We start from the raw sequence: 20,219 nt of genomic DNA on the forward strand, positions 1-20,219 counted from the left end.
AGGGTCAGTGCTGCGGCACCGATTATGCGCGAGACAAGCGCCGATGACTCCACAACTTGCCGTTTGTCACGACCGGCAACCGTACTGTCATCAAACTCCGCCACCCTCTTGGGACTCGTCTGCTCAAGCGTTATCGGCGGCGAACTTTCCGGTCTGAAGGGGTGCGGCTTGCCTCATTGTCCGGTCATTGTGTAACGAAAAAGACATATCTGTTCCCTAGTATCTGCGGCTGTCCCTGAACCCGGCGCCCGTCACGCAACGCGCGCCATCCCGCAAAAGACTGGAGGAACGACCATGTCGTACATCACCGACAAGCTGCGCGCCCCGCGCCGAGACGCCGAAGGCAACAAGACCGTTCCGGGCCAGACGCTCGAAGAACTGGTAGCCGCCAACCCGGCCCGCCGCCGCGTGCTGCGTGGCAGCCTGGGCGTATCGCTGCTGTCCGCGTTCGGCGGCGGCTCGCTGCTGGCAGCCTGCGGCGGCGACGACGATCCCGCACCGGCCCCGGCTCCGGCCCCCGCGCCTGCCCCGGCACCCGCCCCGGCACCCGCCCCGGCCCCCGGTGCACAGCCGCTGGACTACAGCGTCAACTTCGAGGGTCTGCCGTCGAAGCTCACGCCCGAAGGCGTGCAGGTGGCCAAGGACTACAACTCCTACGTGCTGTTCTCGGCCGGCGACCCGGTCGCCGCAGGCTCCGCCGGGTACAAGGGAGCCTTCCAGACCTCGATGGAAACCGAACAGCAGGCCGGCGGCCAGCATGACGGCATGCATTTCTACGAGATCCCGGGCGTCGATCCGCAAAAGGGCGGCCTGCTGGTGATGAACCACGAGGCACCGGACTCGGCCATCCTGCTGCCGACCGCCTACGACCCCGCCACCGCCACCGCCGAGCAGAAGCGCGTGGTGCTGTCGTCGGTGGGCGTGTCCGTCATCGAGATCGAACTGGTTGCCGACAAGTGGGAAGTCAAGCGCAACTCGCTCTACAACAAGCGCTACACGGGCAACACCTCGTACCGCGTGTCCGGCCCCGCCGCCGCCGCCGTGGGCCCGGTGGTCATCGGCACGCTCAACAACTGCTCCAGCGGCCATACGCCGTGGGGCACGTACCTGACGTGCGAGGAAACGACCGATAACTACATCGACACGACGCAGCCGGACCAAGGCTACGGCTGGGTGGTGGAAATCGATCCGCTCCAGCAGATCAGCGGCCTGCCCGTGAAGCGCACCGCCATGGGCCGCTTCGACCACGAGAACACCGCGTTCATGACCACGCCCGAGAACCGCGTGGCCTTCTACATGGGCGACGACGGCACGCCAGGCTGCATCTACAAGTTCGTGCCGAGCGCCGCGTTCGACGCCACCAACCGCCTCAACAACGCCAGCCTGCTCGACAACGGCACGCTGTACGCCGCCAAGTTCAACGGCGACGGCAGCGGCGAGTGGATCGAACTGACCCAGGGCAAGAACGGCCTCGTCGCCGGCGCCTCGGACCCGGGCAACTGGACCCAGGCCGCCCCGGGCGTGGTGGTGCCGGTGTCGGTCGATTTCAACACCCAGGCCGACGTCCTGATCAACACGAAGGCCGCCGCCCGCGTGGCCGGCGCCACGCTGATGGACCGCCCGGAATGGATCACGGTGGGCCTCGACAAGACCGTCTACTGCACGCTGACCAACAACGGCAGCCGCGTCCAGACCGACACCGCCAACCCGCGCCCCAACAACTCGCACGGCCACATCATCAAGTGGCACGAGGAAGGCGATTCCCCGCTGGCTACCAAGTTCAAATGGGAACTCCTGCTGCTGGCCGGCGACCCCTCGATCGCCAACCCGAACCTGCAGGGCAACATGAAGGGCGCCACCTTCAGCAGCCCCGACGGCATCCGCGTGGACCCGAAGGGCCGCCTGTGGGTGCAGACCGACGCCGGCACGGGCTCGTCGACGACCAACATCTTCGGCGCCAACTCGATGCACTACGTCGACCAGGTAACCAAGGAAGTCCGCCGCCTGCTGGTAGGCCCGGTGGGCTGCGAGATTACCGGCCTGGCCTACACGCCGGACCTCACGACGTTCTTCGTGAACATCCAGCACCCGACCGGCGACGCGCGCGGCAACTGGCCGGACAAGGCCCTGCCGTCAAGGTCTTCGACGGTGGTGGTACGGCACAAGGATGGGAAGCCGGTGGGGGCTTGATCGGCTGATAGGTTGAAGGGAAACGCCGCGGGGGTTTTGGGGCTTCGCGGCGTTTTTTTTTAGGATTTCGAGTTGCCTCCCAATACAGACTGGAACTCCGAAATCGTGACTGTTGTCCCCCTGATCTGCATTACTCGATGAATGAGTCGATGGCAGATGGCGCAAAGTAACGCCAGATCGGCGACCTTGGTCTTGACGCCACTAGCGCTCAGTCGAGACAGCGGCAGCATATGATGCGCTTCGAAGGCCGCGTCGGACAACTTGGCGTCTTGCAACGGCCCTCCGGTCCCACATGCGTCGCAAGTCAGCACGCTGGCCGAGCTAAGACGGTGAGATATAAGTCGCGCCCGTACACGTGGGTCTCGCTCTCGTCGCCGATGTGCAGCCGACAATAGCCGTCCCTCGGGAAACTCCTCCCCTTCGTCACCTGATACAGAAGAAATTGACGCTGTAGCACTCTCTGTCCGGATTTCTTGTGCCAAACGCACGACATGGTCCGGCAAATGTCCGAAATCGCTCCACACTTGACGATCGACGGAGGACACGTTGGCGAGTCCGCGGCCTGTAGCTACCTGCCTGAGGTTCTGTAGCTTAAAGGCGACGCCCTCGGGATTTCTGAAAGATTTCCTACGGCCTTCGATTGGATAGATGGGAAGCGCTCGCAACTCATCGGATAGTCGGATGACCCTGCTATCGCGAGGGCCCGGCAATGACTGAGTCCCAGCACAGGTCAGATAAAGTTCTAACGCGAGAATGACTTCATCGCGAGTCCAATCCGGATTGCCATGACCTTGAGTCGCAGCCATTGCGGGTTCCAACTTTGAGAAGATTCTGAAATTTAATCAGCAAGCACTCAATTTGGATACCGTCCTGAAGTGGTAAAAAGTACGCGTGCGGGAGATACAGCCCGTTCTACGTCACCTTTATTGGTAGCAAGCGGTAGGGAAAGGAAAACAAAAAAGCCACGCGTGTCGCGTGGCTTTTTCACATGAAACTGGTGCCGGCTGCAGGACTCGAACCCGCCACCTGATGATTACAAATCAACTGCTCTACCTGATGAGCTAAGCCGGCATGTTTGGTGCAGACCGCGATTCTACTGCATGCGGTTGGCTTTGACGATGTCTATTTGACGACCTTCAGGGAAGGCTTTTTGCCGCCGATGCGGGGTACGGGGGGCGGGGTGGGGTCGTCGTCGGAGCCGGTGTTGTCGGCGTCTGCGGTGACGGGCGCCGGGGCGTCGGTGTCCACCGGGGCGAGCTTCGGGGGAGGGTTGTTTTCCCGTTCCGTGGCGGCTTGCGTTTCGGGGACGCTGCGCTCCACGGGGAACGCCATGCCCTGCCCGTTTTCGCGGGCGTAGATGGCGAGCACGTTCTCGATGGGCACGTCGATCTTGCGCGATACGCCACCGAAGCGGGCGCTGAAAGCAATCCACTCGTTGCCCATGTCCAGGCCGCTGGTTGCATCGAAGCTCACGTTCAGCACGATTTCGTTGTTCTTCACGAACTCGCGCGGCACGTTGGTCTGGCTGTCGACGAAGACGGCGATGTACGGCGTGAAGCCGTTATCCGTGCACCATTCGTAGATGGCGCGGATCAGGTAGGGCTTGGTGGAAGTTTCAGACATTACGCTTTGCGGTGGCGTCGCGGCCGTCTTAGCGACGCATTACCTTTTCGGACGGGGTCAGTGCTTCGATGTAGGCCGGGCGGCTGAAAATCCGTTCGGCGTACTTCAGCAGCGGCGCGGCGTTCTTCGACAGTTCGATGCCGTAGTGATCCAGGCGCCACAGCAGCGGCGCGATGGCGACGTCGAGCATCGAGAACTCTTCGCCCAGCATGTACTTGTTCTTGACGAAGATCGGGGCGAGTTGGGTCAGGCGGTCGCGGATCGCGGCGCGGGCACGCTCGTGATTCTTCTCGGCGGCCTTGCCCTTTTCGTTCTCCAGCACGTAGACGTGGGTGAACAGTTCCTTTTCGAAGTTGAACAGGAACAGGCGGGCGCGGGCGCGCTGTACCGGGTCGGCCGGCATCAGCTGCGGGTGCGGGAAGCGCTCGTCGATGTACTCGTTGATGATGTTCGATTCGTACAGGATCAGGTCGCGTTCGACGAGGATCGGCACCTGGCCGTACGGGTTCATCACCGAAATGTCTTCCGGCTTGTTGAACAGATCAACGTCGCGGATTTCGAAGTCCATGCCCTTTTCGAAGAGGACAAGGCGGCAACGTTGGGAAAACGGGCAGGTGGTACCCGAATACAACACCATCATGGTTGGATTCCTTGGGTGGGAAGTGCGTCAAATTCGTAGCAATTCGACGAACTTGGCCGTGCTGGTTCAGACAGGGCAAACATTCTGCCGGATCGGCCCGTCGAAAAGCAAATTAGTTACAAATAGCGCCCGTACGGACAGACGGACCGAAAGGGTGGCATCGGCCCGGATCGCCCAATACAAAAGGGTCGGCGCGGCGCTGCACTGCTGCAACTTCCGCGCCGACCCTCAGGGACGGCACACCGTCTTGTTACAAATGCTGTTACAAACTGCTCGCCCGACCTGTCCGGAACCTTACTTCACGTCCTTCCAGTAGGCAGCGTTCAGGCGCCAGGCGAAGACGGCGAACACGCCCAGGAACAGCAGCACCCAGACGCCCAGCCGCTTGCGGTGACTCTGCGCCGGTTCGGCCATCCAGTTCAGGTAGTTCACGAGGTCGGCCACGGCCTGGTCGTACTCCTGGGTGTTCATCTTGCCCGGGGTGACCTGCTCCCAGCCAGCCAGCTTGTGCACCTTCTGGCCATGTTCCTCCACCTCGGCGAACTTGGCCGCGCGCACGCCCTGCAGTTCCCAGAGCACGTGCGGCATGCCGACGCTCGGGAAGACCAGGTTGTTCCAGCCCGTGGCGCGCGTGTCGTCGCGGTAGAAGGTGCGCAGGTAGGTGTAGAGCCAGTCGTTGCCGCGAGCGCGGGCGATGACCGACAGGTCCGGGGGAATGGCGCCGAAGAACGCCTTGGCGTCCTTGGGCGGCATCGCCACGGTCATCGTCTCGCCCACCTTGTCGGCGCTGAACAGCAGGTTCTGGCGGATCTGGTCGTCCGTCAGGCCCAGGTCCTTGAGCCGGTTGTAGCGCATCATCGACGCGCCGTGGCAGTTCAGGCAGTAGTTGACGAACAGCTTGGCGCCACGCTGCAGCGACGAGACATCGCTCGTATCCAGCGGCGCCGGCTCCAGCGGGTAGCCTCCTTCGGCGGCCGTCGCGGGCAGCGCGGCAAGGCACGCGCCGACCAGTGCGAAGATCGAAAGCAACTTTTTCATCTTGTGTCCTTGTCCTCTTGTAGGGTCGCGCGTCGGCTCAGTGCGGGTGGAACGTGACACGTTCCGGCACCGGCTTGAACGTGCCGGCACGGCTCCACAGCGGCATGGTCAGGAAGAAGGCGAAGTACAGCAGCGTACCGAGCTGCGACACCTTCTCGCCTACCGGCGACGGCGGTTGGACACCCAGGTAACCCAGGATCAGGAACACCACCACGAAGACCGTCAGGATCGTCTTGTGGAAGCCCGGACGGTAGCGGATCGACTTGACCGGCGAGTGGTCGAGCCACGGCATGAAGAACAGCACCACCACGGAGCCGCCCATCACCAGCACGCCCCAGAACTTGGCGTCGATGAAGTAGAAGCCGGCGGCCAGGATCACGAGCACCGCCACCGAACCGATACGCACCCGCATGTCCCGCGTGCGCAGGAACACCATCCCCAGCACGAACGCGAAGAACAGCCACAGCACCGGCAGGAAGTTCGACGTCGTGGCGCGCAGCATCGAGTAAAACGGCGTGAAGTACCAGACCGGTGCGATGTGCGGCGGCGTCTTCAGCGGATCGGCCGGGAAGAAGTTGTTGGCTTCGAGGAAGTAGCCCCCCACCTCGGGGAAGAAGAAGATCACCGCCGAGAAGCAGATCAGGAAGCCCGCCACGCCCACCAGGTCATGGACCGAGTAGTACGGGTGGAACGGAATGCCGTCGAGCGGCACGCCGTTCTCGTCCTTCTTGGCCTTGATTTCCACACCGTCCGGGTTGTTCGAGCCCACTTCGTGCAGCGCGATGATATGCGCCACCACCAGGCCCAGCAGCACCAGCGGCACGGCGATCACGTGGAACGAGAAGAAGCGGTTCAGCGTGGCATCGCTCACCACGTAGTCGCCCCGGATGAACAGCGACAGGTCCTGGCCGATCACCGGAATCGCCGAGAACAGGTTCACGATCACCTGTGCGCCCCAGTACGACATCTGGCCCCAGGGCAGCAGGTAGCCCATGAACGCCTCGGCCATCAGGCACAGGAAGATCAGGCAGCCGAAGATCCAGACCAGTTCGCGCGGCTTGCGGTACGAGCCGTACAGCAGCCCGCGGAACATGTGCAGGTAGACCACGACGAAGAACGCCGAGGCGCCGGTGGAGTGCATGTAGCGGACCAGCCAGCCCCATGGCACCTCGCGCATGATGAATTCCACGCTGGCGAACGCCACGGGAATGCCGGCGGCGTTCAGCGTGCCGTCGGGCTTGTAGTTCATCACCAGGAAGATGCCGGTGACGATCTGGATGACGAGCACCAGCAGCGCGAGCGATCCGAAGAAGTACCAGAAGTTGAAGTTCTTCGGCGCGTAGTACTTGGAGAGGTGGTCTTCCCAGAGCTGGGTCGCGGGGAAACGGGCGTCGATCCAGCCCAGCAGCCCGGTAGTTTTGACTTCTTTTTCGGCCGCCATGATCACGCTTCTCCTTTCTCGTCCTTGCCGATCACGATCTTGGTGTCGGACAGGAACTGGTACGGGGGGACGTCAAGATTCTGCGGGGCAGGCTTGTTCTTGAACACGCGGCCCGCCAGATCGAACGTGGAGCCGTGGCAGGGGCAGAGGAAGCCGGGATCGGCGCCAAGCTGCGGGTTGGCACCGGACGCAAAGGGGCCGGACGGCGAACAGCCAAGATGGGAGCAGATGCCGACGACGACAAGGAGATCCTTGTGCTCGGCGCGCGAGCGGGTCTCGTTCTTGCAATAGTCGGGCGTCTCCATCGTAAAGGGAACGTCAGACTTGGGATCCGCCACCTCGGCGTCGGTCTTCTGGAGCGATGCCAGCATTTCGGGAGTGCGGCGAAGGATCCAGACCGGTTTGCCTCGCCACTCCACCGTCATCATTTCGCCAGGTTTCAGGCTACCTACGTCGGCTTCGACGGGCGCGCCGGCGGCCTTGGCCTTTTCCGACGGTGCAAAGGTACTGACGAACGGTACTGCGACTGCCACGCCTCCTACGCCGCCCGCGACGGATGTCGCGATCAACCAATTGCGGCGACCTTTATCCACGTTCTTCACGTTTTGCTGGTCACTCATTCCAAACCCCAGGGGATGTCATCAATTGAATCCTGCGTCAACAAAAAATTATACCTGAGGCACATCTGGCGACGATAGGCGAACTACTGATAGCCGTGGCGCCGATAATGGGTCATGGGAACGGTTGTGGGGTCCCTTGGGAAGCGCTCGAACGCGGCCTCCAGACTTGCACTCGAGGTTGCGATGATGCAGTCTTTGTCAAACACAAACGTTAATCTGGAACAACAAATTGGAGAAAAACCGATGGGAATGGTGAGCGAGTTCCGAACTTTTGCGATGCGCGGCAATGTCGTGGACCTGGCGGTGGGGGTCATTATTGGCGCGGCCTTTGGCAAGATCGTCGATTCGGTCGTCAATGACCTGATCATGCCGCTGGTGGGGCGGGTCATCGGCAAGCTGGACTTCTCGAACCTGTTCATCGTGCTGGCGGACCCGCCGCCGAACGTGCCCTACACGCTCGCGGACCTGAAGAAGGCGGGCGTGCCGGTCTTCGCCTACGGCAACTTCCTGACCATCGTGGTCAATTTCGTGATCCTGGCTTTCATCATCTTCATGATGGTGCGCGCGGTGAACAAGATGCGCGAAAAGCATGAGGAAGCGCCCAAGCCGGCCGAGACGCCAGAGGACATCAAGCTGCTGCGCGAGATCCGCGACAGCCTGCAGGCCCCGCGCGCGGACGTCTGAGCCCGCCGGAACCGCTGGATATCCGAGCCTGGGTCAGACCGGGTTCGGAATATCGATAAAGGTGTGACGAATCTCGAACCGTTGTGCCAGATGTTCGCCAACCGCCCGGATGCCGTAGCGCTCCGTGGCGTGGTGGCCGGCGGCGATATAGGCCACGCCGCTCTCGCGGGCCAGGTGGGTGGTTGGCTCCGAGACCTCGCCGCTGAGATAGACGTCGACCCCCGCCTCCACTGCCGCGCCAAAGTACCCCTGCGCGCCGCCCGTGCACCAGCCCACCGAGCGGATGGTCTGGCCAGGGTCGCCGATAGCCAACGGCTCGCGGTCCAGCACTCCGCCTACGTGCGCGGCAAACGCGCTCAGCGGCATGGGCTGCAGCAGCGTGCCCGTCCAGCCGATCTGGTTCTCGCCGAACCGGCCGTTTGGCGAAATGCCAAGCTGCAGCGCCAGTTGGGCGTTGTTGCCCAGTTCGGCGTGGTGGTCGAGCGGCAGGTGGAAGGCCATCAGGTTCACGTCCGCCGCCAGCAATTTTTTCAAGCGCGCGTGTTTCTGACCGATGACCCGTGCATCCTCGTTCTTCCAGAAATAGCCGTGATGGACCAGGATCGCGTCGGCGCCGGCCTCGATGGCGGCATCGATCAGCGCCAGGCTGGCCGTCACGCCGGTGACGATATGGGTGACTTCGGGCCGACCTTGCACTTGCAGCCCGTTCGGGCAATAGTCCTTGAAACGCGGAACTTCCAGCAGGTCGTTCAAGTACAATTCAAGCTCTTTTGTTTTCATTTTCTGGTCAAAACTCCAATATGTTGCGCCGCTTCTGGCTGTTTTTCGCTCAAGCCGTCACGGTCGTGCTGGCCGTGTGGTTCGTGATAGCCACGCTCAAACCCGAGTGGCTACAGCGCGGGCGGGTGGCCGTGCAATCCGGGTCGCCCATCGTGGCACTCAAGGAAGTGGTGCCTAGCGTGGCGGGCTCCGCGGCGCAGGGGTCGTACAGCGACGCCGCCCAGGAAGCCATGCCGGCGGTGGTCAACATCTTCACCAGCAAGAACGGTCCGAAGCGCTCGCCAAATCCGCAGGCGGAGGATCCATGGTTCCGGTTCTTCTTCGGCGATCGCCTGCCGGAGCGGCAGGAGCCGGTGTCCAGCCTGGGTTCCGGGGTGATTGTCAGTTCCGAGGGTTACATTCTAACCAACCACCATGTGGTGGACGGGGCCGATGAGATCGAAGTGGCGCTGACCGATGGCCGCAAGGCCAACGCCAAGGTAGTGGGCTCCGATCCGGAGACTGACCTGGCCGTGCTGAAGATCACGCTCAAGGACCTGCCGGCCATCACGCTGGGCCGGATCGAGAACACCAAGGTGGGCGACGTGGTGCTGGCCATCGGCAACCCGTTCGGCGTGGGCCAGACTGTGACGATGGGTATCGTCTCGGCACTGGGACGCAGCCATCTGGGCATCAACACCTTCGAGAACTTCATCCAGACCGACGCCGCGATCAACCCGGGCAACTCGGGCGGCGCGCTGGTCGATGCGCAGGGTAACCTGCTGGGCATCAACACCGCGATCTACTCGCGCTCGGGCGGCTCGCTCGGTATCGGCTTTGCGATTCCGGTGTCGACGGCCAAGCAGGTGATGGAGTCGATCATTTCCACCGGCAGCGTCACACGCGGCTGGATCGGGGTCGAGCCGCAGGACCTGACCCCGGAGATTGCCGAATCTTTCGGCCTTGAGGCCAAGGACGGCGCACTGATCGCCGCGGTGGTTCAGGGCGGGCCGGCAGACAAGGCGGGCGTGAAACCGGGCGATGTGCTGGTCTCGGTCGACAACCAGGTGATCTCGGATACGACAGCCCTGCTCAATGCGATTGCGCAGCTCAAGCCGGGCGCGGAGATCAAGATGAAGGTGATTCGGCGCGGCAAGCCAGCCGAACTGGTGGTGACGATCGGCAAGCGGCCTCCGCCACCACGGCGCGCGATGCCGCTGGATGAGGAATGATGGTCTGAAGGCTGTTCGCTAACGTTGCAAGCAGCGAAGAACAAAAACCCCCGCCTCTGCAGGCGGGGGTTTTGTTTTTTGGGGCGCCAGTGCGCGATGGGATGCGGCGCGCCGGAAGTGAGGTTGGGGGCCAGCGCGCCACCGTTGCGCTGCCCTGCCCCGCCGTGCCCTCTTCCCTCGCCGTACTCAAAGCGGCCTTGGCCAGCCCGGAACGGGCAGTCCAGCTCGCCATGGGCACCTCACGGCGCCAGAGCTTGCCAGCACCGTTCTCTCTCATCCGGTCTTCGCCACCACTGCGGCAAGCCCTGACGATTCCGGCAAGGCAGTCACGCCGCACGCCATCGAAGCCCACAAGACAAAACGCCGGCATCCTTGCGGATACCGGCGTTTTGGGCAAGCCGAATCTGATGCGGGCTTACACCCGCGTCAAATTAGAACTTGTGGCGAACACCAACCACTGCGCCGAACTGGTTGTACGAACCCAGCGTCGAGCCGAAGCCCGAACCACCAGCGCCCGTACCCGACAGACCCAGCGTCGAGCCGTCCTTGTTCTTCGTGTAGGCCACGTTCAGGTAAGCGTCGGTGCGCTTCGAGAAGGCGTAGTCAGCCGAAGCAACGAAGCTCCACGGATCTGCACCGCTGTTGCGGAAGTCCTGGTAGTAAGCAGCGCCCGTCAGCGAGAACGCCGGGGTCAGCTGGTAACCGGCACCCAGCCAGTACAGGTTCGAACCCGTAGCGTTGTTGGCTTGGCCGATGGCCACGGCGCCCGGCAGAACTGCGCCGTCAACGCCCTTGGCCCAACGGTAGCCAGCGAACACCTTGGCCGGACCGAAGGCGTACGTACCAGCCACCGAAGCGCGGCGGATCTTGGCGTCCGACTGAGCGGCGGTGTTGATGCCCAGGTTGGTTTCGTCATACACAGCACCGACCGAGAACGGGCCAGCTGCGTAGATCAGGCTGGCGCTGTAAGCACGGCCCAGCTTGTAGTTGCCCGGAACTTCGCCGGCGGTACCTTGGTAGCCCACGCCGCCCACGGTGTTGGCGGTGCCGCCCGTGTTCGTGCCTTGGCTGTACAGCAGGGTACCCGTCAGGCCGCCGAACTTGCCGATGTACTTCAGCGAGTTGTCAGCGCGCGATGCGAAGCCAGCGTCTTGGCTCGTGATCGAGTAGTTCGTGGCGATGGCCATCGGATCGAAGGCCAGACCGAAGTCATACAGCGGGGTCTGGTGACGACCCAGGGTCAGCGTGCCGTAGTTGCTTTGCACACCGACGAAGGCTTGACGACCGAACAGACGGTTCTGGCCTTGCGTGCCAGCGTCAACGTTGAAACCGCTTTCCAGGACGAAGACGCCCTTCAGGCCGCCGCCCAGATCTTCCACGCCACGCAGGCCCCAACGGCTGCCGGACATGTTGCCCGAGCTCAGGCGCGTCACGTCGTGGCTGCCAGTTTGACCAGCGGCGTTCGGCTGGTGGTTTTGGTATTCGATACCGGCGTCAACCACACCGTACAGGGTTACGCTCGACTGGGCATAGGCGCCGCCGGCGGCCAGAGCGGCAACGGCAGCAGCAAACAGTTTCATCTTCATATCGACACTTTCCTTGTCAACTGATTGGGAAATCTTGGTTGCCCAAGTGCTTGGGCGACGCATTAAGCTTCACGTCTGCGTCGTATTATGTGTCACCCCCCCAGCCCGTCAGAAGTCTTTTTCGCCGTAAACCGGGTTTACTGACGCTTCTTGTTGTGATGAAGCAACAGCAAACCCCAATATTTTCACCATTTTGGTGCAAAAGCAGCATTAAGACCGGCCCGATACAGGCCGTTAACATCTGGCGGGGAACTCAGTCGGGCTGAGTTTCGCCCTCTGCGGGGGTGCCGAGAGGCTGACGCGTCACAAAACGCGCCATGAGCAGGCCGAGTTCGTACAACAGCACGAGCGGCACGGCCAGCAGGAGTTGCGACATCACATCAGGTGGTGTGACAACGGCGGCGATGATGAAGGCCCCGACGATCACATAGGGGCGGATCTGCCGCAGTTTTTCCAGTTCCACCACGCCAAACTTGACCAGCACGATCACCACCACCGGCACTTCGAACGTAATGCCGAATGCCAGGAACGTGGTCATGGCGAAACTCAGGTATTTATCGATGTCCGTGGACATCTCGGCCCCGAGCGGCGCGTTGTAATGCGCCATGAAATGGAAGACGGTCGGGAATACCAGGAAATAAGCGAATGCCACGCCGCACAGGAACAGCACATAGGTGCTCGTGACCAGCGGCAGGATCAGTTTCTTCTCATGCTGGTACAGGCCCGGCGCCACGAAGCGCCAGATCTGGTACAGCACCCACGGCAGCGCGATCAGGAACGACACGAGCATCGTGACCTTCATCGGCACGAAGAACGAGCCCGTCACGTCGGTCACGATCATGCGGCCGTTCTTGGGCAGCGATGCGGTCAGCGGGGCGGAGAACAGGTTAAAGATCTCCGCCGCCCAGTAGACCAGGCAGACGAAGACGAGGATCACGCCGCCCACGGCCTTGACCAGCCGCTCGCGCAGCTCGACCAGGTGGGAAATGAATGTCTCTTGCTGGGACTCGGCGTTGGGATCGTGGGATTCGGGGGTGCCCGCCATGCTTACTCGAAAAAGGAACGGTTGCGGCCGCTGGCCGGGCGGTGGCGTTTCACGCGGGCGGCGCCGGACTGCACCCAGACGCGCGTGTTCTGCTGGCGCTTGAACCAGATCGGCCGGGCGCCCTGCTTGACGCGCCAGCTCTTGCGCCCGTTATGGGATTTGTGCGCACTGTCCCAGCTCGGCACATAGCCGGCCGAGATGCCGGAGTCGAAGCCGGACGCACCTTCGGCCGGCTCGGCACCATTCAGGGCCTCGTTGAGCGCCTGGGTGTGCTCGTTGACTTCCTTGTGGATGGTCTGCTCGACATCGCGCGCGGCGGTCTCGAATTCCGTGCGCATCTTGCGCAGTTCCTCGAGTTCCACCTCGCGGCTGACTTCAGCCTTGACGTCGTTGATATAGCGCTGCGCACGGCCGACCAGTGCGCCAACCGTGCGCGCCACTTTCGGCAAACGCTCGGGGCCGATCACGATCAGCGCCACGGCGCCGATCAGTGCCAGCTTGGAAATGCCGAGATCGATCATGCGGACTTCGGAACAGGGACACGTGAATGGCGGCCGCCTACCGCGCAGCCGCCATGCGAAGGGAGGTAATCAGCCGCCCGCTTTACTGCTGGCGCGACTTTTCCTTGGCTTCCACGTCGATCGTGGTGGTGTCGCGCAGTTCCTTGGCCGGTGCCGGCTGGCCATCGGCCGCTGCTTCGCCGTTGCCATCCTTCATGCCGTCCTTGAAACCCTTCACCGCGCCGCCCAGGTCATTGCCGATATTGCGCAGCTTCTTGGTACCGAAGACGAGCATGACGATCACCAGCACGATCAGCCAGTGCCAAATGCTAAACGAACCCATTTCTTGCTCCTGATATAGCCGCGGCGTCGGATGAGGTAGCCGCCCCGCCTGTAGTTCCGTCCCTCAAAGGCTGCGCCGGTCGACGGTGGCCGACGCAACATCCGCCGGCGCATTGCTGCCCCGGTCGGTCTTCATGCCCAGGCTGTCCGACGAAAACCGTCAGAACGCCGGTGACTGCCACTGGTCGCGCGGGCCGCCCAATACGTGCAGGTGCAGGTGGAAGACCTCCTGCCCGCCATCCGTTCCGGTATTGATCACCGTGCGGAAGCCGTTGGTGCAGCCGGCAAGGCGCGCCAGTTCAGGCACCTTGAGCATTATTCTAGCAAGCACACCGCCATCGCCGGGTCCGCAATCGGCCAGCGAATCGACATGCGATTTCGGAATAACCAGAAAGTGTACCGGCGCTTTGGGATGGATATCGTGAAACGCCAGCAGGTCGTCGTCTTCATATACCTTGTTCGACGGGATCTGGCCGGCCACGATCTTGCAGAAAAGGCAATTGTCCTGGGATTTCATGAAATTTTCGTTGCAGCGTGACGCGGCCGCCCTCAGAACTGCTCGCCGGGGTACATCGGCTTGCGGTCGTTCAGGTACAGCCAGCCCTTGATAATACGATACAGCATCCACAACGACAGCAGGCACCAGAGCCCGATGGCCATGGGAATCAGCAGCACCGTCAGGAACAGCCCGCCCCCTACCGCGTACCAGAGGATGGCCCACCAGAACGTGCGGATCTGCCACGCGAAGTGAGACGCATAGAGCGTGCCCCGGGCATCGTCGCGCTTCACGTAGTTGACGACAATGGCGATCAGCGCCGTGATGCCGCCAGTGAGCCAATGTATCGCATAGAGCGCATAAAGGATATGCGAGAGCTTTCGCAATCCATCAAGTTTGTCGGAATCGACCGTCGTGGTGACCTGCGTGGTGTAGTCCGTCGCCATCGTGCCCTCCAGCGTTGCCGCGCCCGGACCCGCTCCGGGCGCATGCTTCATCCTACTCCTTGCGGCTGGCCTTCTCCGCCAGGCCCGACATGCCTTCGCGGCGCGCCAGCTCGTTGACCACGTCGGCCGGCGAGCGGCCCACGTGCGCCAGCAGCACCATCGAGTGGAACCAGAGATCGGCCACCTCGTAGACCAGCTTGTCCACGGCGCCCGCCTCCAGACCGGCTGCGCGCGCATCCTTGGCCGCCATCACGGTCTCGGTGGCTTCCTCGCCAATCTTCTTCAGGATGGCGTCGTCGCCCTTGCGGAACAGTTTTGCCACATACGACGACTCGGGATCGCCGCCGTGTTCGGGCTTGCGCGACTCCAGCGTGGCGGCCACGCGCGCCAGCACGTCGGCCGGGGAGATGTCCTGGCTCATGATTTCGAAGTGTAGATCGTGGACGGATCCTTGAGCACCGGCTCCACGGTCTGCCAGTCGCCCGAGTCGGCGTCGCCTTCGAACTTCTGGAAGAAGCACGAGTGGCGGCCGGTGTGGCACGCGATGCTGTCGATCTGCGTGACCTTGAGCAGCACCACGTCCTCATCGCAATCGAGTCGGATTTCGTGCACTTTCTGCACGTGGCCCGATTCCTCGCCCTTGTGCCACAGGCGCTTGCGCGAGCGCGACCAGAACACGGCCTCGCCCAGCTCCACGGTGCGCAGCAGCGCCTCGCGGTTCATGAACGCGAACATCAGCACGTCGTTGGAGCCCGTCTCCTGGACGATCACCGGCACCAGGCCGTTATCGTCCCACTTCACCTTGTTCAACCACTTGTTCGCCATGATCAGATCCGGACCGGAATGCCCTCGCGGGCCATGAAAGCCTTGGCTTCGCCAACCGTGTGCTGGCCGTAATGGAAAATGCTGGCGGCCAGCACCGCGTCGGCACGGCCCAGCCTGATGCCGTCGGCCAGGTCCTGCAGGCCACCCACGCCGCCCGAGGCGATGACCGGCACCGGCACGGCATCGCTGACCGCGCGCGTCAGTTCGAGATCGAAGCCGCTCTTTGTGCCATCGCGGTCCATGCTGGTCAGCAGGATCTCGCCGGCGCCGCGCCGTGCCATCTCGGCCGCCCAGGCCACGGCATCGAGGCCGGTGGCCTTGCGCCCGCCATGCGTGAAGACTTCCCAGCGGGCCGGTTCGCCCGGCGCCGAGGTGCGCTTGGCGTCGATGGCAACCACGATGCACTGCGACCCGTACTTGCCGGTGGCGTCCGAGACCAGTTGGGGATTGGCGATCGCCGACGAATTGACGCTGATCTTGTCGGCGCCCGCGTTGAGCAGGCGGCGCACGTCTTCAACGGTGCGCACACCGCCACCGACGGTCAGCGGAATGAATACCTGCGAGGCCACGGCCTCGATGATGTGGAGGATCAGGTCGCGGCCGTCGCTGGTTGCGGTGATGTCGAGAAAAGTGATTTCATCGGCACCCTGGTCGTCATAGCGGCGCGCGATTTCCACGGGGTCGCCCGCGTCGCGCAGTTCCACGAAATTGACGCCCTTGACCACCCGCCCGTTCGTGACGTCGAGGCAGGGGATGATACGTTTGGCTAGCATGAGATTCCTTGCCTGCCGCCGCCCGGCCGGGCAGCGGCTGGTTGTGGCGCCCGTGGCACCCTGGGCGGCGGGGTTACTCGGCGCCCAGCTTGTCGGCGTGGGCCTGCGCGGCCGTGAAGTTCAGGTCGCCCGAGTAGATCGCGCGGCCACAGATTACGCCTTCCACACCCTCGTGCTCGACGGCGCAGAGCTGGTCGATATCGGCCATGTTCGAGAGGCCGCCGCTGGCAATCACCGGGATCGACATCGATTGCGCCAGCTTGACGGTGGCATCGATATTGATGCCCTGCAGCATGCCGTCGCGGCCGATGTCGGTGTAGATGATGGCTTCGACGCCGTAGTCCTCGTACTTGCGCGCCAGGTCGGCCACTTCGTGGCCGGTCAGCTTGCTCCAGCCGTCGGTGGCCACCTTGCCATCCTTGGCGTCGAGCCCGACGATGATGTGGCCGCCAAAGGCCGAGCAGGCGTCCTTCAGGAAGCCGGGGTTCTTCACCGCAGCCGTGCCGATGATCACGTACGAGAGGCCGTCGTCGAGCCAGCGCTCGATCGTGTTCAGGTCGCGGATGCCGCCGCCGAGCTGCACGGGGATCTCGTCGCCCACCTCGGCGATGATGGCCTTGATGGCCGCCTCGTTGCGCGGCTTGCCGACGAAGGCGCCATTCAGATCCACCAGATGCAGGCGGCGGGCGCCCTGGTCGACCCAATGGCGTGCCATGGCGGCGGGATCTTCGGAAAAGACGGTGGCCTGGTCCATGTCGCCTTGTTTGAGGCGTACACACTGACCGTCCTTCAGGTCGATGGCCGGAATGAGCAACATAGCGTAACGAGCGTGGTGGTTGTGTAAATAGGAAAGGGGCGATGCCGGAGCGGGTGCTTCTGCCGCTTCACGGGTTCCAGTGCACGAAATTCCGGTACAGCTGCAAACCCATGGCGGCACTCTTCTCGGGGTGGAACTGCGTGGCAAAAATATTATCGCGGGCCACTGCGCTGGTAAACACAACGCCGTAGTCCGTCTCGCCGGCCACATGGGCCGTGTCCTGCGCGCGCACATAGTAGCTGTGCACGAAATAGAACCAGCTGTCGTCCGGGATGCCGTTCCAGAGCGGGTGGGCCCGGGTCTGGCGGACGCGGTTCCAGCCCATCTGCGGCACCTTGAAGCGCGAGCCGTCGGCTTGAGTCATGCCGTCCAGCTCGAAGCGGATCACCTCGCCGGGCATCAGCGCCAGCGCCGGGGTGCTGTCCGCGCCGGCACGAGCTTCGTGGCTTCGCTCGAACAGCATCTGTTCGCCAACGCACACGCCGAGCATCGGCTTGGACGCGGCGGCCTCCAGCACGGCCTGCTGCAGGCCCGATTCGCCCAGCGCGCCCATGCAGTCCGGCATCGCGCCCTGCCCCGGCAGCACCACGCGGTCTGCCGCGCGGATCGCCTCGGGGCGGTCCACGACCTGGACATCCGCTTCCGGCGCCGCGGCGCGCAGCGCCTGCGCCACCGAGCGCAGGTTGCCCATGCCGTAATCCACAATTGCTATGGTAGTCATGATTTCAAAACAGGCAACAATGTCTTGAGCCCGTCCACAATGAATTCGACGGCCAGCGCCGACAGGATCAAACCCATCAGGCGCGTACCAATATTGATTCCGGTCCTGCCGATGACCCGCGCGATCGGGTCGGCCGCGCGGAACGTTCCGTACACCACGAACCCCAGCACCACGCCAATCGCCACCAGGAACAGCAGCTCGTACCAGTGGTCGGTCTTTCCTGCATAGACGATCACCGTGCTGATCGAACCCGGCCCGGTCAGCAACGGCAGCGCCAGCGGCACCACCGCCACGCTCGTCTTGGCCTCGGCCTCGTCCTCTTCCTCGGGCGTGGCCTTGGTGCGGCCGGCCTGCGCGTTCAGCATGTTCATCGCCATCATGATCATGATGAGCCCGCCGCCTACCTGCAGCGACGCCACCGTGATGTTGAAGAACGCGATGATCTGCTGGCCCAGCAGCGCCGACAACCCCACCACGATCGCCACGGCGATCGACGCCGTCTTGATCGTCTTCAGCTTTTCGGCCTCGGTCTGCTGGCTGGTCAGGCTGATGAAGAACGGGATCGCCCCGATCGGGTTGATCAGCGCCAGCAGCGAGATGAAAGACTTGAGCGTATCCATCGGATGCGGGGGAGTGGCGGTGGTGGCGTATCAGCGTCGCCGCAACCAGCCGGCTCGCCTGCAGTGGGGGCGCAGGTCAGTCCTGGATATGGGCAGTATGGGTCAGAGCGTGCCCTTGGTCGATGGAATCTGGTTGGCCGCGCGCGGGTCCAGCTCCACGGCCATGCGCAGCGCCCGGCCGAAGGCCTTGAACACGGTCTCGCACTGGTGGTGGGCATTGATGCCGCGCAGGTTGTCGATATGGAGCGTCACGCCGGCGTGGTTCACGAAGCCGCGGAAGAACTCGATCGTCAGGTCCACGTCGAACGTGCCCACGCGGGCGCGCGTGAACGGCACGTGGAACTCCAGGCCCGGGCGGCCCGAGAAGTCGATCACCACGCGCGACAGGCATTCGTCCAGCGGCACGTAGCTGTGGCCGTAGCGGGTGATGCCCTTCTTGTCGCCGATGGCGCGCGCCACGGCCTGGCCGAGCGTGATGCCGACGTCTTCCACGGTGTGGTGGTCGTCGATGTGGGTGTCGCCCTTCGCCTCGACCTCAAGGTCGAACATGCCATGGCGGGCGATCTGGTCCAGCATGTGGTCGAGGAATGGCACGCCCGACGCCAGCTTCTGGCGGCCGGTGCCATCAAGGTTCAGCGAAACGCGAATCTGCGTTTCCGAGGTATCGCGAGTGACCTCTACAACACGCATGGTGGGGTTAATCCTGCAATGAAGCCTGGAATGCTTCAAGAAACTGCGCGTTTTCTTCGGGGGTGCTGACCGTCACGCGCAGACAGTTGGCCAGCAATGCGTGCATTTTACTCACGTTCTTGATCAATACCTTCCGCGCGAGCAGCCGATCGAACGTCTGTGCCGCATTCGCCACGCGAACCAGCAGGAAATTGGCCGCGCTCGGGAACACCGTCACGCCCGGCAGCGCCGCCATGGCGTCCGCCAGCCTGGCCCGTTCGGCGCGCAGTTGCGCGGCCTGCTCGTCGAGCACGGCCACGTGTTCGAGCGCAAACAATGCGGTGGCCTCGGTCAGCACGTTGACGTTATACGGCGGGCGCACCTTGTCGAACTGCGCCAGCCATGCCGGCGATCCGGCCATGTAGCCCAGGCGGATGCCTGCCAGGCCAAGTTTCGACACGGTACGCATCACCAGCAGGTTGCCGAATTCGGTCAGCCGGGGCATCCAGCTTTCCTGCGCGAACGGCTGGTAGGCCTCGTCCACCACCACCAGGCTGCGGCACACCTCGCCCTGCGCGGCACGGACGATCGCTTCCATGTCGGCGGCGTCGAACAGGTTGCCGGTCGGGTTGTTCGGATAGGCCAGATAGATGATGGCCGGCTTGTGCTCGGCCATCGCCGCCAGCATGGCGTCACGGTCCAACGAGAAATCGGCGCGCAGCGGCACGCCGACGAACTCCAGCCCGGCGAACTGGGCCGACATCGCGTACATCACGAAGCCGGGCACCGGCGCCAGTACGCGGGCGCCAGGCTTTGCGGCGGCCAGGGAAAGGATGCTGATCAGTTCGTCCGAACCATTGCCGAGCATGACGTCCATGCCGGCCGGCACGTTCATCACGGTCTTCAGCCTGGCCCGCAGGGCTTCGCTGCTCGGCACCGGGTAGCGGTTCAGGGCCACCTCGGCCAGCCGCGTGGCCAGCTGGTCGCGCAGCGCGGGCGGCAGCCGGTAGGGGTTCTCCATCGCGTCGAGCTTCACCAGTCCGTGCGAGTCGGCGACATGGTAGGCGCCCATGGCGCGTACGTCGTCACGGATGATGCGTTCGATCAGGGATGGGTCTACGGCTGACATATCGATCCTCTTGGGGGCGGCTT

The 20,219-nt window shown here is 63.3% G+C and carries 24 protein-coding genes and 1 tRNA gene; 3 read left to right on the forward strand and 22 right to left on the reverse strand.

Annotation, left to right across the window (positions count from 1 at the left end; translation table 11 throughout):
* Positions 1-294 precede the first annotated feature (294 nt).
* The gene (locus EV147_RS20600) at positions 295-2,190 is read left to right on the forward strand and encodes a PhoX family protein (protein WP_130393083.1); all 1,896 of its coding nucleotides are present in this window, start codon (positions 295-297) and stop codon (positions 2,188-2,190) included.
* Between the two features lie 59 nt (positions 2,191-2,249).
* Here EV147_RS20600 and EV147_RS26505 read toward each other — a convergent pair whose 3' ends face one another.
* The 7 genes from EV147_RS26505 to petA all read right to left on the reverse strand — a co-directional run bounded on the left by EV147_RS26505 (position 2,250) and on the right by petA (position 7,552).
* Positions 2,250-2,996, reverse strand: coding sequence for an HNH endonuclease (locus tag EV147_RS26505; protein WP_130393084.1), 747 nt, complete (start codon positions 2,994-2,996; stop codon positions 2,250-2,252).
* Between the two features lie 189 nt (positions 2,997-3,185).
* A tRNA-Thr gene (locus EV147_RS20610) sits at positions 3,186-3,261 on the reverse strand.
* Between the two features lie 51 nt (positions 3,262-3,312).
* Positions 3,313-3,813: a ClpXP protease specificity-enhancing factor gene (locus EV147_RS20615; protein WP_130393085.1), complete on the reverse strand. Its 501-nt coding sequence runs from the start codon at positions 3,811-3,813 to the stop codon at positions 3,313-3,315.
* Between the two features lie 28 nt (positions 3,814-3,841).
* On the reverse strand, positions 3,842-4,453 hold the full coding sequence (locus EV147_RS20620) for a glutathione S-transferase N-terminal domain-containing protein (RefSeq protein WP_008643086.1): 612 nt from the start codon (positions 4,451-4,453) through the stop codon (positions 3,842-3,844).
* A gap of 294 nt (positions 4,454-4,747) precedes the next feature.
* Positions 4,748-5,491, reverse strand: coding sequence for a cytochrome c1 (locus EV147_RS20625; RefSeq protein ID WP_130393086.1), 744 nt, complete (start codon positions 5,489-5,491; stop codon positions 4,748-4,750).
* A gap of 37 nt (positions 5,492-5,528) precedes the next feature.
* On the reverse strand, positions 5,529-6,932 hold the full coding sequence (locus tag EV147_RS20630) for a cytochrome b (RefSeq protein WP_130393087.1): 1,404 nt from the start codon (positions 6,930-6,932) through the stop codon (positions 5,529-5,531).
* Between the two features lie 2 nt (positions 6,933-6,934).
* Positions 6,935-7,552, reverse strand: a complete 618-nt coding sequence (gene petA, locus EV147_RS20635; protein ID WP_130393088.1) for a ubiquinol-cytochrome c reductase iron-sulfur subunit — start codon at positions 7,550-7,552, stop codon at positions 6,935-6,937.
* A 243-nt stretch (positions 7,553-7,795) separates the two neighbouring features.
* Between petA and mscL the strand changes: the two genes are divergently transcribed.
* Positions 7,796-8,236 (forward strand): large conductance mechanosensitive channel protein MscL, encoded by a 441-nt coding sequence (mscL, locus tag EV147_RS20640; protein ID WP_130393089.1) that lies wholly within the window; start codon positions 7,796-7,798, stop codon positions 8,234-8,236.
* Positions 8,237-8,269: 33 nt separating this feature from the next.
* Here mscL and EV147_RS20645 read toward each other — a convergent pair whose 3' ends face one another.
* Positions 8,270-9,016: a Nif3-like dinuclear metal center hexameric protein gene (locus EV147_RS20645; RefSeq protein ID WP_130393090.1), complete on the reverse strand. Its 747-nt coding sequence runs from the start codon at positions 9,014-9,016 to the stop codon at positions 8,270-8,272.
* Between the two features lie 20 nt (positions 9,017-9,036).
* On the opposite strand from EV147_RS20645, the gene EV147_RS20650 reads away from it, so the two are divergent.
* Positions 9,037-10,227 (forward strand): Do family serine endopeptidase, encoded by a 1,191-nt coding sequence (locus EV147_RS20650; RefSeq protein ID WP_130393091.1) that lies wholly within the window; start codon positions 9,037-9,039, stop codon positions 10,225-10,227.
* A gap of 431 nt (positions 10,228-10,658) precedes the next feature.
* Here the strand turns inward: EV147_RS20650 and EV147_RS20655 are convergent, their stop codons facing one another.
* From EV147_RS20655 to hisC, 14 genes are all read right to left on the reverse strand, one after another.
* Positions 10,659-11,813 (reverse strand): porin, encoded by a 1,155-nt coding sequence (locus tag EV147_RS20655; RefSeq protein WP_235844880.1) that lies wholly within the window; start codon positions 11,811-11,813, stop codon positions 10,659-10,661.
* A gap of 253 nt (positions 11,814-12,066) precedes the next feature.
* Positions 12,067-12,858, reverse strand: coding sequence for a twin-arginine translocase subunit TatC (tatC, locus tag EV147_RS20660; RefSeq protein WP_130393093.1), 792 nt, complete (start codon positions 12,856-12,858; stop codon positions 12,067-12,069).
* A gap of 2 nt (positions 12,859-12,860) precedes the next feature.
* Positions 12,861-13,379: a Sec-independent protein translocase protein TatB gene (gene tatB, locus EV147_RS20665; protein ID WP_130393094.1), complete on the reverse strand. Its 519-nt coding sequence runs from the start codon at positions 13,377-13,379 to the stop codon at positions 12,861-12,863.
* A gap of 82 nt (positions 13,380-13,461) precedes the next feature.
* Positions 13,462-13,701 carry a Sec-independent protein translocase subunit TatA gene (tatA, locus tag EV147_RS20670; RefSeq protein WP_130393095.1) on the reverse strand — a complete coding sequence of 80 codons (240 nt, stop codon included), beginning with the start codon at positions 13,699-13,701 and terminating at the stop codon, positions 13,462-13,464.
* A 159-nt stretch (positions 13,702-13,860) separates the two neighbouring features.
* On the reverse strand, positions 13,861-14,217 hold the full coding sequence (locus EV147_RS20675) for a histidine triad nucleotide-binding protein (protein ID WP_130393096.1): 357 nt from the start codon (positions 14,215-14,217) through the stop codon (positions 13,861-13,863).
* Between the two features lie 32 nt (positions 14,218-14,249).
* Positions 14,250-14,642 carry a DUF4870 family protein gene (locus EV147_RS20680; protein WP_130393174.1) on the reverse strand — a complete coding sequence of 131 codons (393 nt, stop codon included), beginning with the start codon at positions 14,640-14,642 and terminating at the stop codon, positions 14,250-14,252.
* A gap of 52 nt (positions 14,643-14,694) precedes the next feature.
* Complete coding sequence (locus tag EV147_RS20685; RefSeq protein ID WP_130393097.1) at positions 14,695-15,063, reverse strand: phosphoribosyl-ATP diphosphatase; 369 nt, start codon at positions 15,061-15,063, stop codon at positions 14,695-14,697.
* Positions 15,060-15,467 (reverse strand): phosphoribosyl-AMP cyclohydrolase, encoded by a 408-nt coding sequence (gene hisI, locus EV147_RS20690; protein ID WP_130393098.1) that lies wholly within the window; start codon positions 15,465-15,467, stop codon positions 15,060-15,062. The genes EV147_RS20685 and hisI overlap by 4 nt, the downstream gene beginning before the upstream one ends.
* Before the next feature lie 2 nt (positions 15,468-15,469).
* Positions 15,470-16,240 (reverse strand): imidazole glycerol phosphate synthase subunit HisF, encoded by a 771-nt coding sequence (gene hisF / locus EV147_RS20695; protein ID WP_130393099.1) that lies wholly within the window; start codon positions 16,238-16,240, stop codon positions 15,470-15,472.
* A gap of 73 nt (positions 16,241-16,313) precedes the next feature.
* Complete coding sequence (gene hisA / locus EV147_RS20700; RefSeq protein ID WP_130393100.1) at positions 16,314-17,057, reverse strand: 1-(5-phosphoribosyl)-5-[(5-phosphoribosylamino)methylideneamino]imidazole-4-carboxamide isomerase; 744 nt, start codon at positions 17,055-17,057, stop codon at positions 16,314-16,316.
* Positions 17,058-17,124: 67 nt separating this feature from the next.
* Complete coding sequence (gene hisH, locus EV147_RS20705) at positions 17,125-17,778, reverse strand: imidazole glycerol phosphate synthase subunit HisH (RefSeq protein ID WP_198680310.1); 654 nt, start codon at positions 17,776-17,778, stop codon at positions 17,125-17,127.
* On the reverse strand, positions 17,775-18,398 hold the full coding sequence (locus EV147_RS20710) for a YchE family NAAT transporter (protein WP_130393102.1): 624 nt from the start codon (positions 18,396-18,398) through the stop codon (positions 17,775-17,777). Before EV147_RS20710 ends, hisH begins: the two co-directional genes overlap by 4 nt.
* Positions 18,399-18,500: 102 nt before the next feature.
* Complete coding sequence (gene hisB / locus EV147_RS20715; protein WP_130393103.1) at positions 18,501-19,088, reverse strand: imidazoleglycerol-phosphate dehydratase HisB; 588 nt, start codon at positions 19,086-19,088, stop codon at positions 18,501-18,503.
* A 7-nt stretch (positions 19,089-19,095) separates the two neighbouring features.
* Positions 19,096-20,196 (reverse strand): histidinol-phosphate transaminase, encoded by a 1,101-nt coding sequence (gene hisC, locus EV147_RS20720; protein WP_130393104.1) that lies wholly within the window; start codon positions 20,194-20,196, stop codon positions 19,096-19,098.
* Positions 20,197-20,219 lie beyond the last annotated feature (23 nt).

Origin of the sequence: Cupriavidus agavae, from assembly GCF_004217045.1 — a bacterium.
In the GTDB taxonomy this organism is placed as follows: domain Bacteria; phylum Pseudomonadota; class Gammaproteobacteria; order Burkholderiales; family Burkholderiaceae; genus Cupriavidus; species Cupriavidus agavae.

Coding starts and splice junctions, on each gene's coding strand:
- EV147_RS20600 (WP_130393083.1), top strand. CDS start 295: ATGTCGTACATCACCGACAAGCTGCGCGCCCCGCGCCGAGACGCCGAA.
- EV147_RS26505 (WP_130393084.1), bottom strand. CDS start 2,996: ATGGCTGCGACTCAAGGTCATGGCAATCCGGATTGGACTCGCGATGAA.
- EV147_RS20615 (WP_130393085.1), bottom strand. CDS start 3,813: ATGTCTGAAACTTCCACCAAGCCCTACCTGATCCGCGCCATCTACGAA.
- EV147_RS20620 (WP_008643086.1), bottom strand. CDS start 4,453: ATGATGGTGTTGTATTCGGGTACCACCTGCCCGTTTTCCCAACGTTGC.
- EV147_RS20625 (WP_130393086.1), bottom strand. CDS start 5,491: ATGAAAAAGTTGCTTTCGATCTTCGCACTGGTCGGCGCGTGCCTTGCC.
- EV147_RS20630 (WP_130393087.1), bottom strand. CDS start 6,932: ATGGCGGCCGAAAAAGAAGTCAAAACTACCGGGCTGCTGGGCTGGATC.
- petA (WP_130393088.1), bottom strand. CDS start 7,552: ATGAGTGACCAGCAAAACGTGAAGAACGTGGATAAAGGTCGCCGCAAT.
- mscL (WP_130393089.1), top strand. CDS start 7,796: ATGGGAATGGTGAGCGAGTTCCGAACTTTTGCGATGCGCGGCAATGTC.
- EV147_RS20645 (WP_130393090.1), bottom strand. CDS start 9,016: ATGAAAACAAAAGAGCTTGAATTGTACTTGAACGACCTGCTGGAAGTT.
- EV147_RS20650 (WP_130393091.1), top strand. CDS start 9,037: ATGTTGCGCCGCTTCTGGCTGTTTTTCGCTCAAGCCGTCACGGTCGTG.
- EV147_RS20655 (WP_235844880.1), bottom strand. CDS start 11,813: ATGAAGATGAAACTGTTTGCTGCTGCCGTTGCCGCTCTGGCCGCCGGC.
- tatC (WP_130393093.1), bottom strand. CDS start 12,858: ATGGCGGGCACCCCCGAATCCCACGATCCCAACGCCGAGTCCCAGCAA.
- tatB (WP_130393094.1), bottom strand. CDS start 13,379: ATGATCGATCTCGGCATTTCCAAGCTGGCACTGATCGGCGCCGTGGCG.
- tatA (WP_130393095.1), bottom strand. CDS start 13,701: ATGGGTTCGTTTAGCATTTGGCACTGGCTGATCGTGCTGGTGATCGTC.
- EV147_RS20675 (WP_130393096.1), bottom strand. CDS start 14,217: ATGAAATCCCAGGACAATTGCCTTTTCTGCAAGATCGTGGCCGGCCAG.
- EV147_RS20680 (WP_130393174.1), bottom strand. CDS start 14,642: ATGGCGACGGACTACACCACGCAGGTCACCACGACGGTCGATTCCGAC.
- EV147_RS20685 (WP_130393097.1), bottom strand. CDS start 15,063: ATGAGCCAGGACATCTCCCCGGCCGACGTGCTGGCGCGCGTGGCCGCC.
- hisI (WP_130393098.1), bottom strand. CDS start 15,467: ATGGCGAACAAGTGGTTGAACAAGGTGAAGTGGGACGATAACGGCCTG.
- hisF (WP_130393099.1), bottom strand. CDS start 16,240: ATGCTAGCCAAACGTATCATCCCCTGCCTCGACGTCACGAACGGGCGG.
- hisA (WP_130393100.1), bottom strand. CDS start 17,057: ATGTTGCTCATTCCGGCCATCGACCTGAAGGACGGTCAGTGTGTACGC.
- hisH (WP_198680310.1), bottom strand. CDS start 17,778: ATGACTACCATAGCAATTGTGGATTACGGCATGGGCAACCTGCGCTCG.
- EV147_RS20710 (WP_130393102.1), bottom strand. CDS start 18,398: ATGGATACGCTCAAGTCTTTCATCTCGCTGCTGGCGCTGATCAACCCG.
- hisB (WP_130393103.1), bottom strand. CDS start 19,088: ATGCGTGTTGTAGAGGTCACTCGCGATACCTCGGAAACGCAGATTCGC.
- hisC (WP_130393104.1), bottom strand. CDS start 20,196: ATGTCAGCCGTAGACCCATCCCTGATCGAACGCATCATCCGTGACGAC.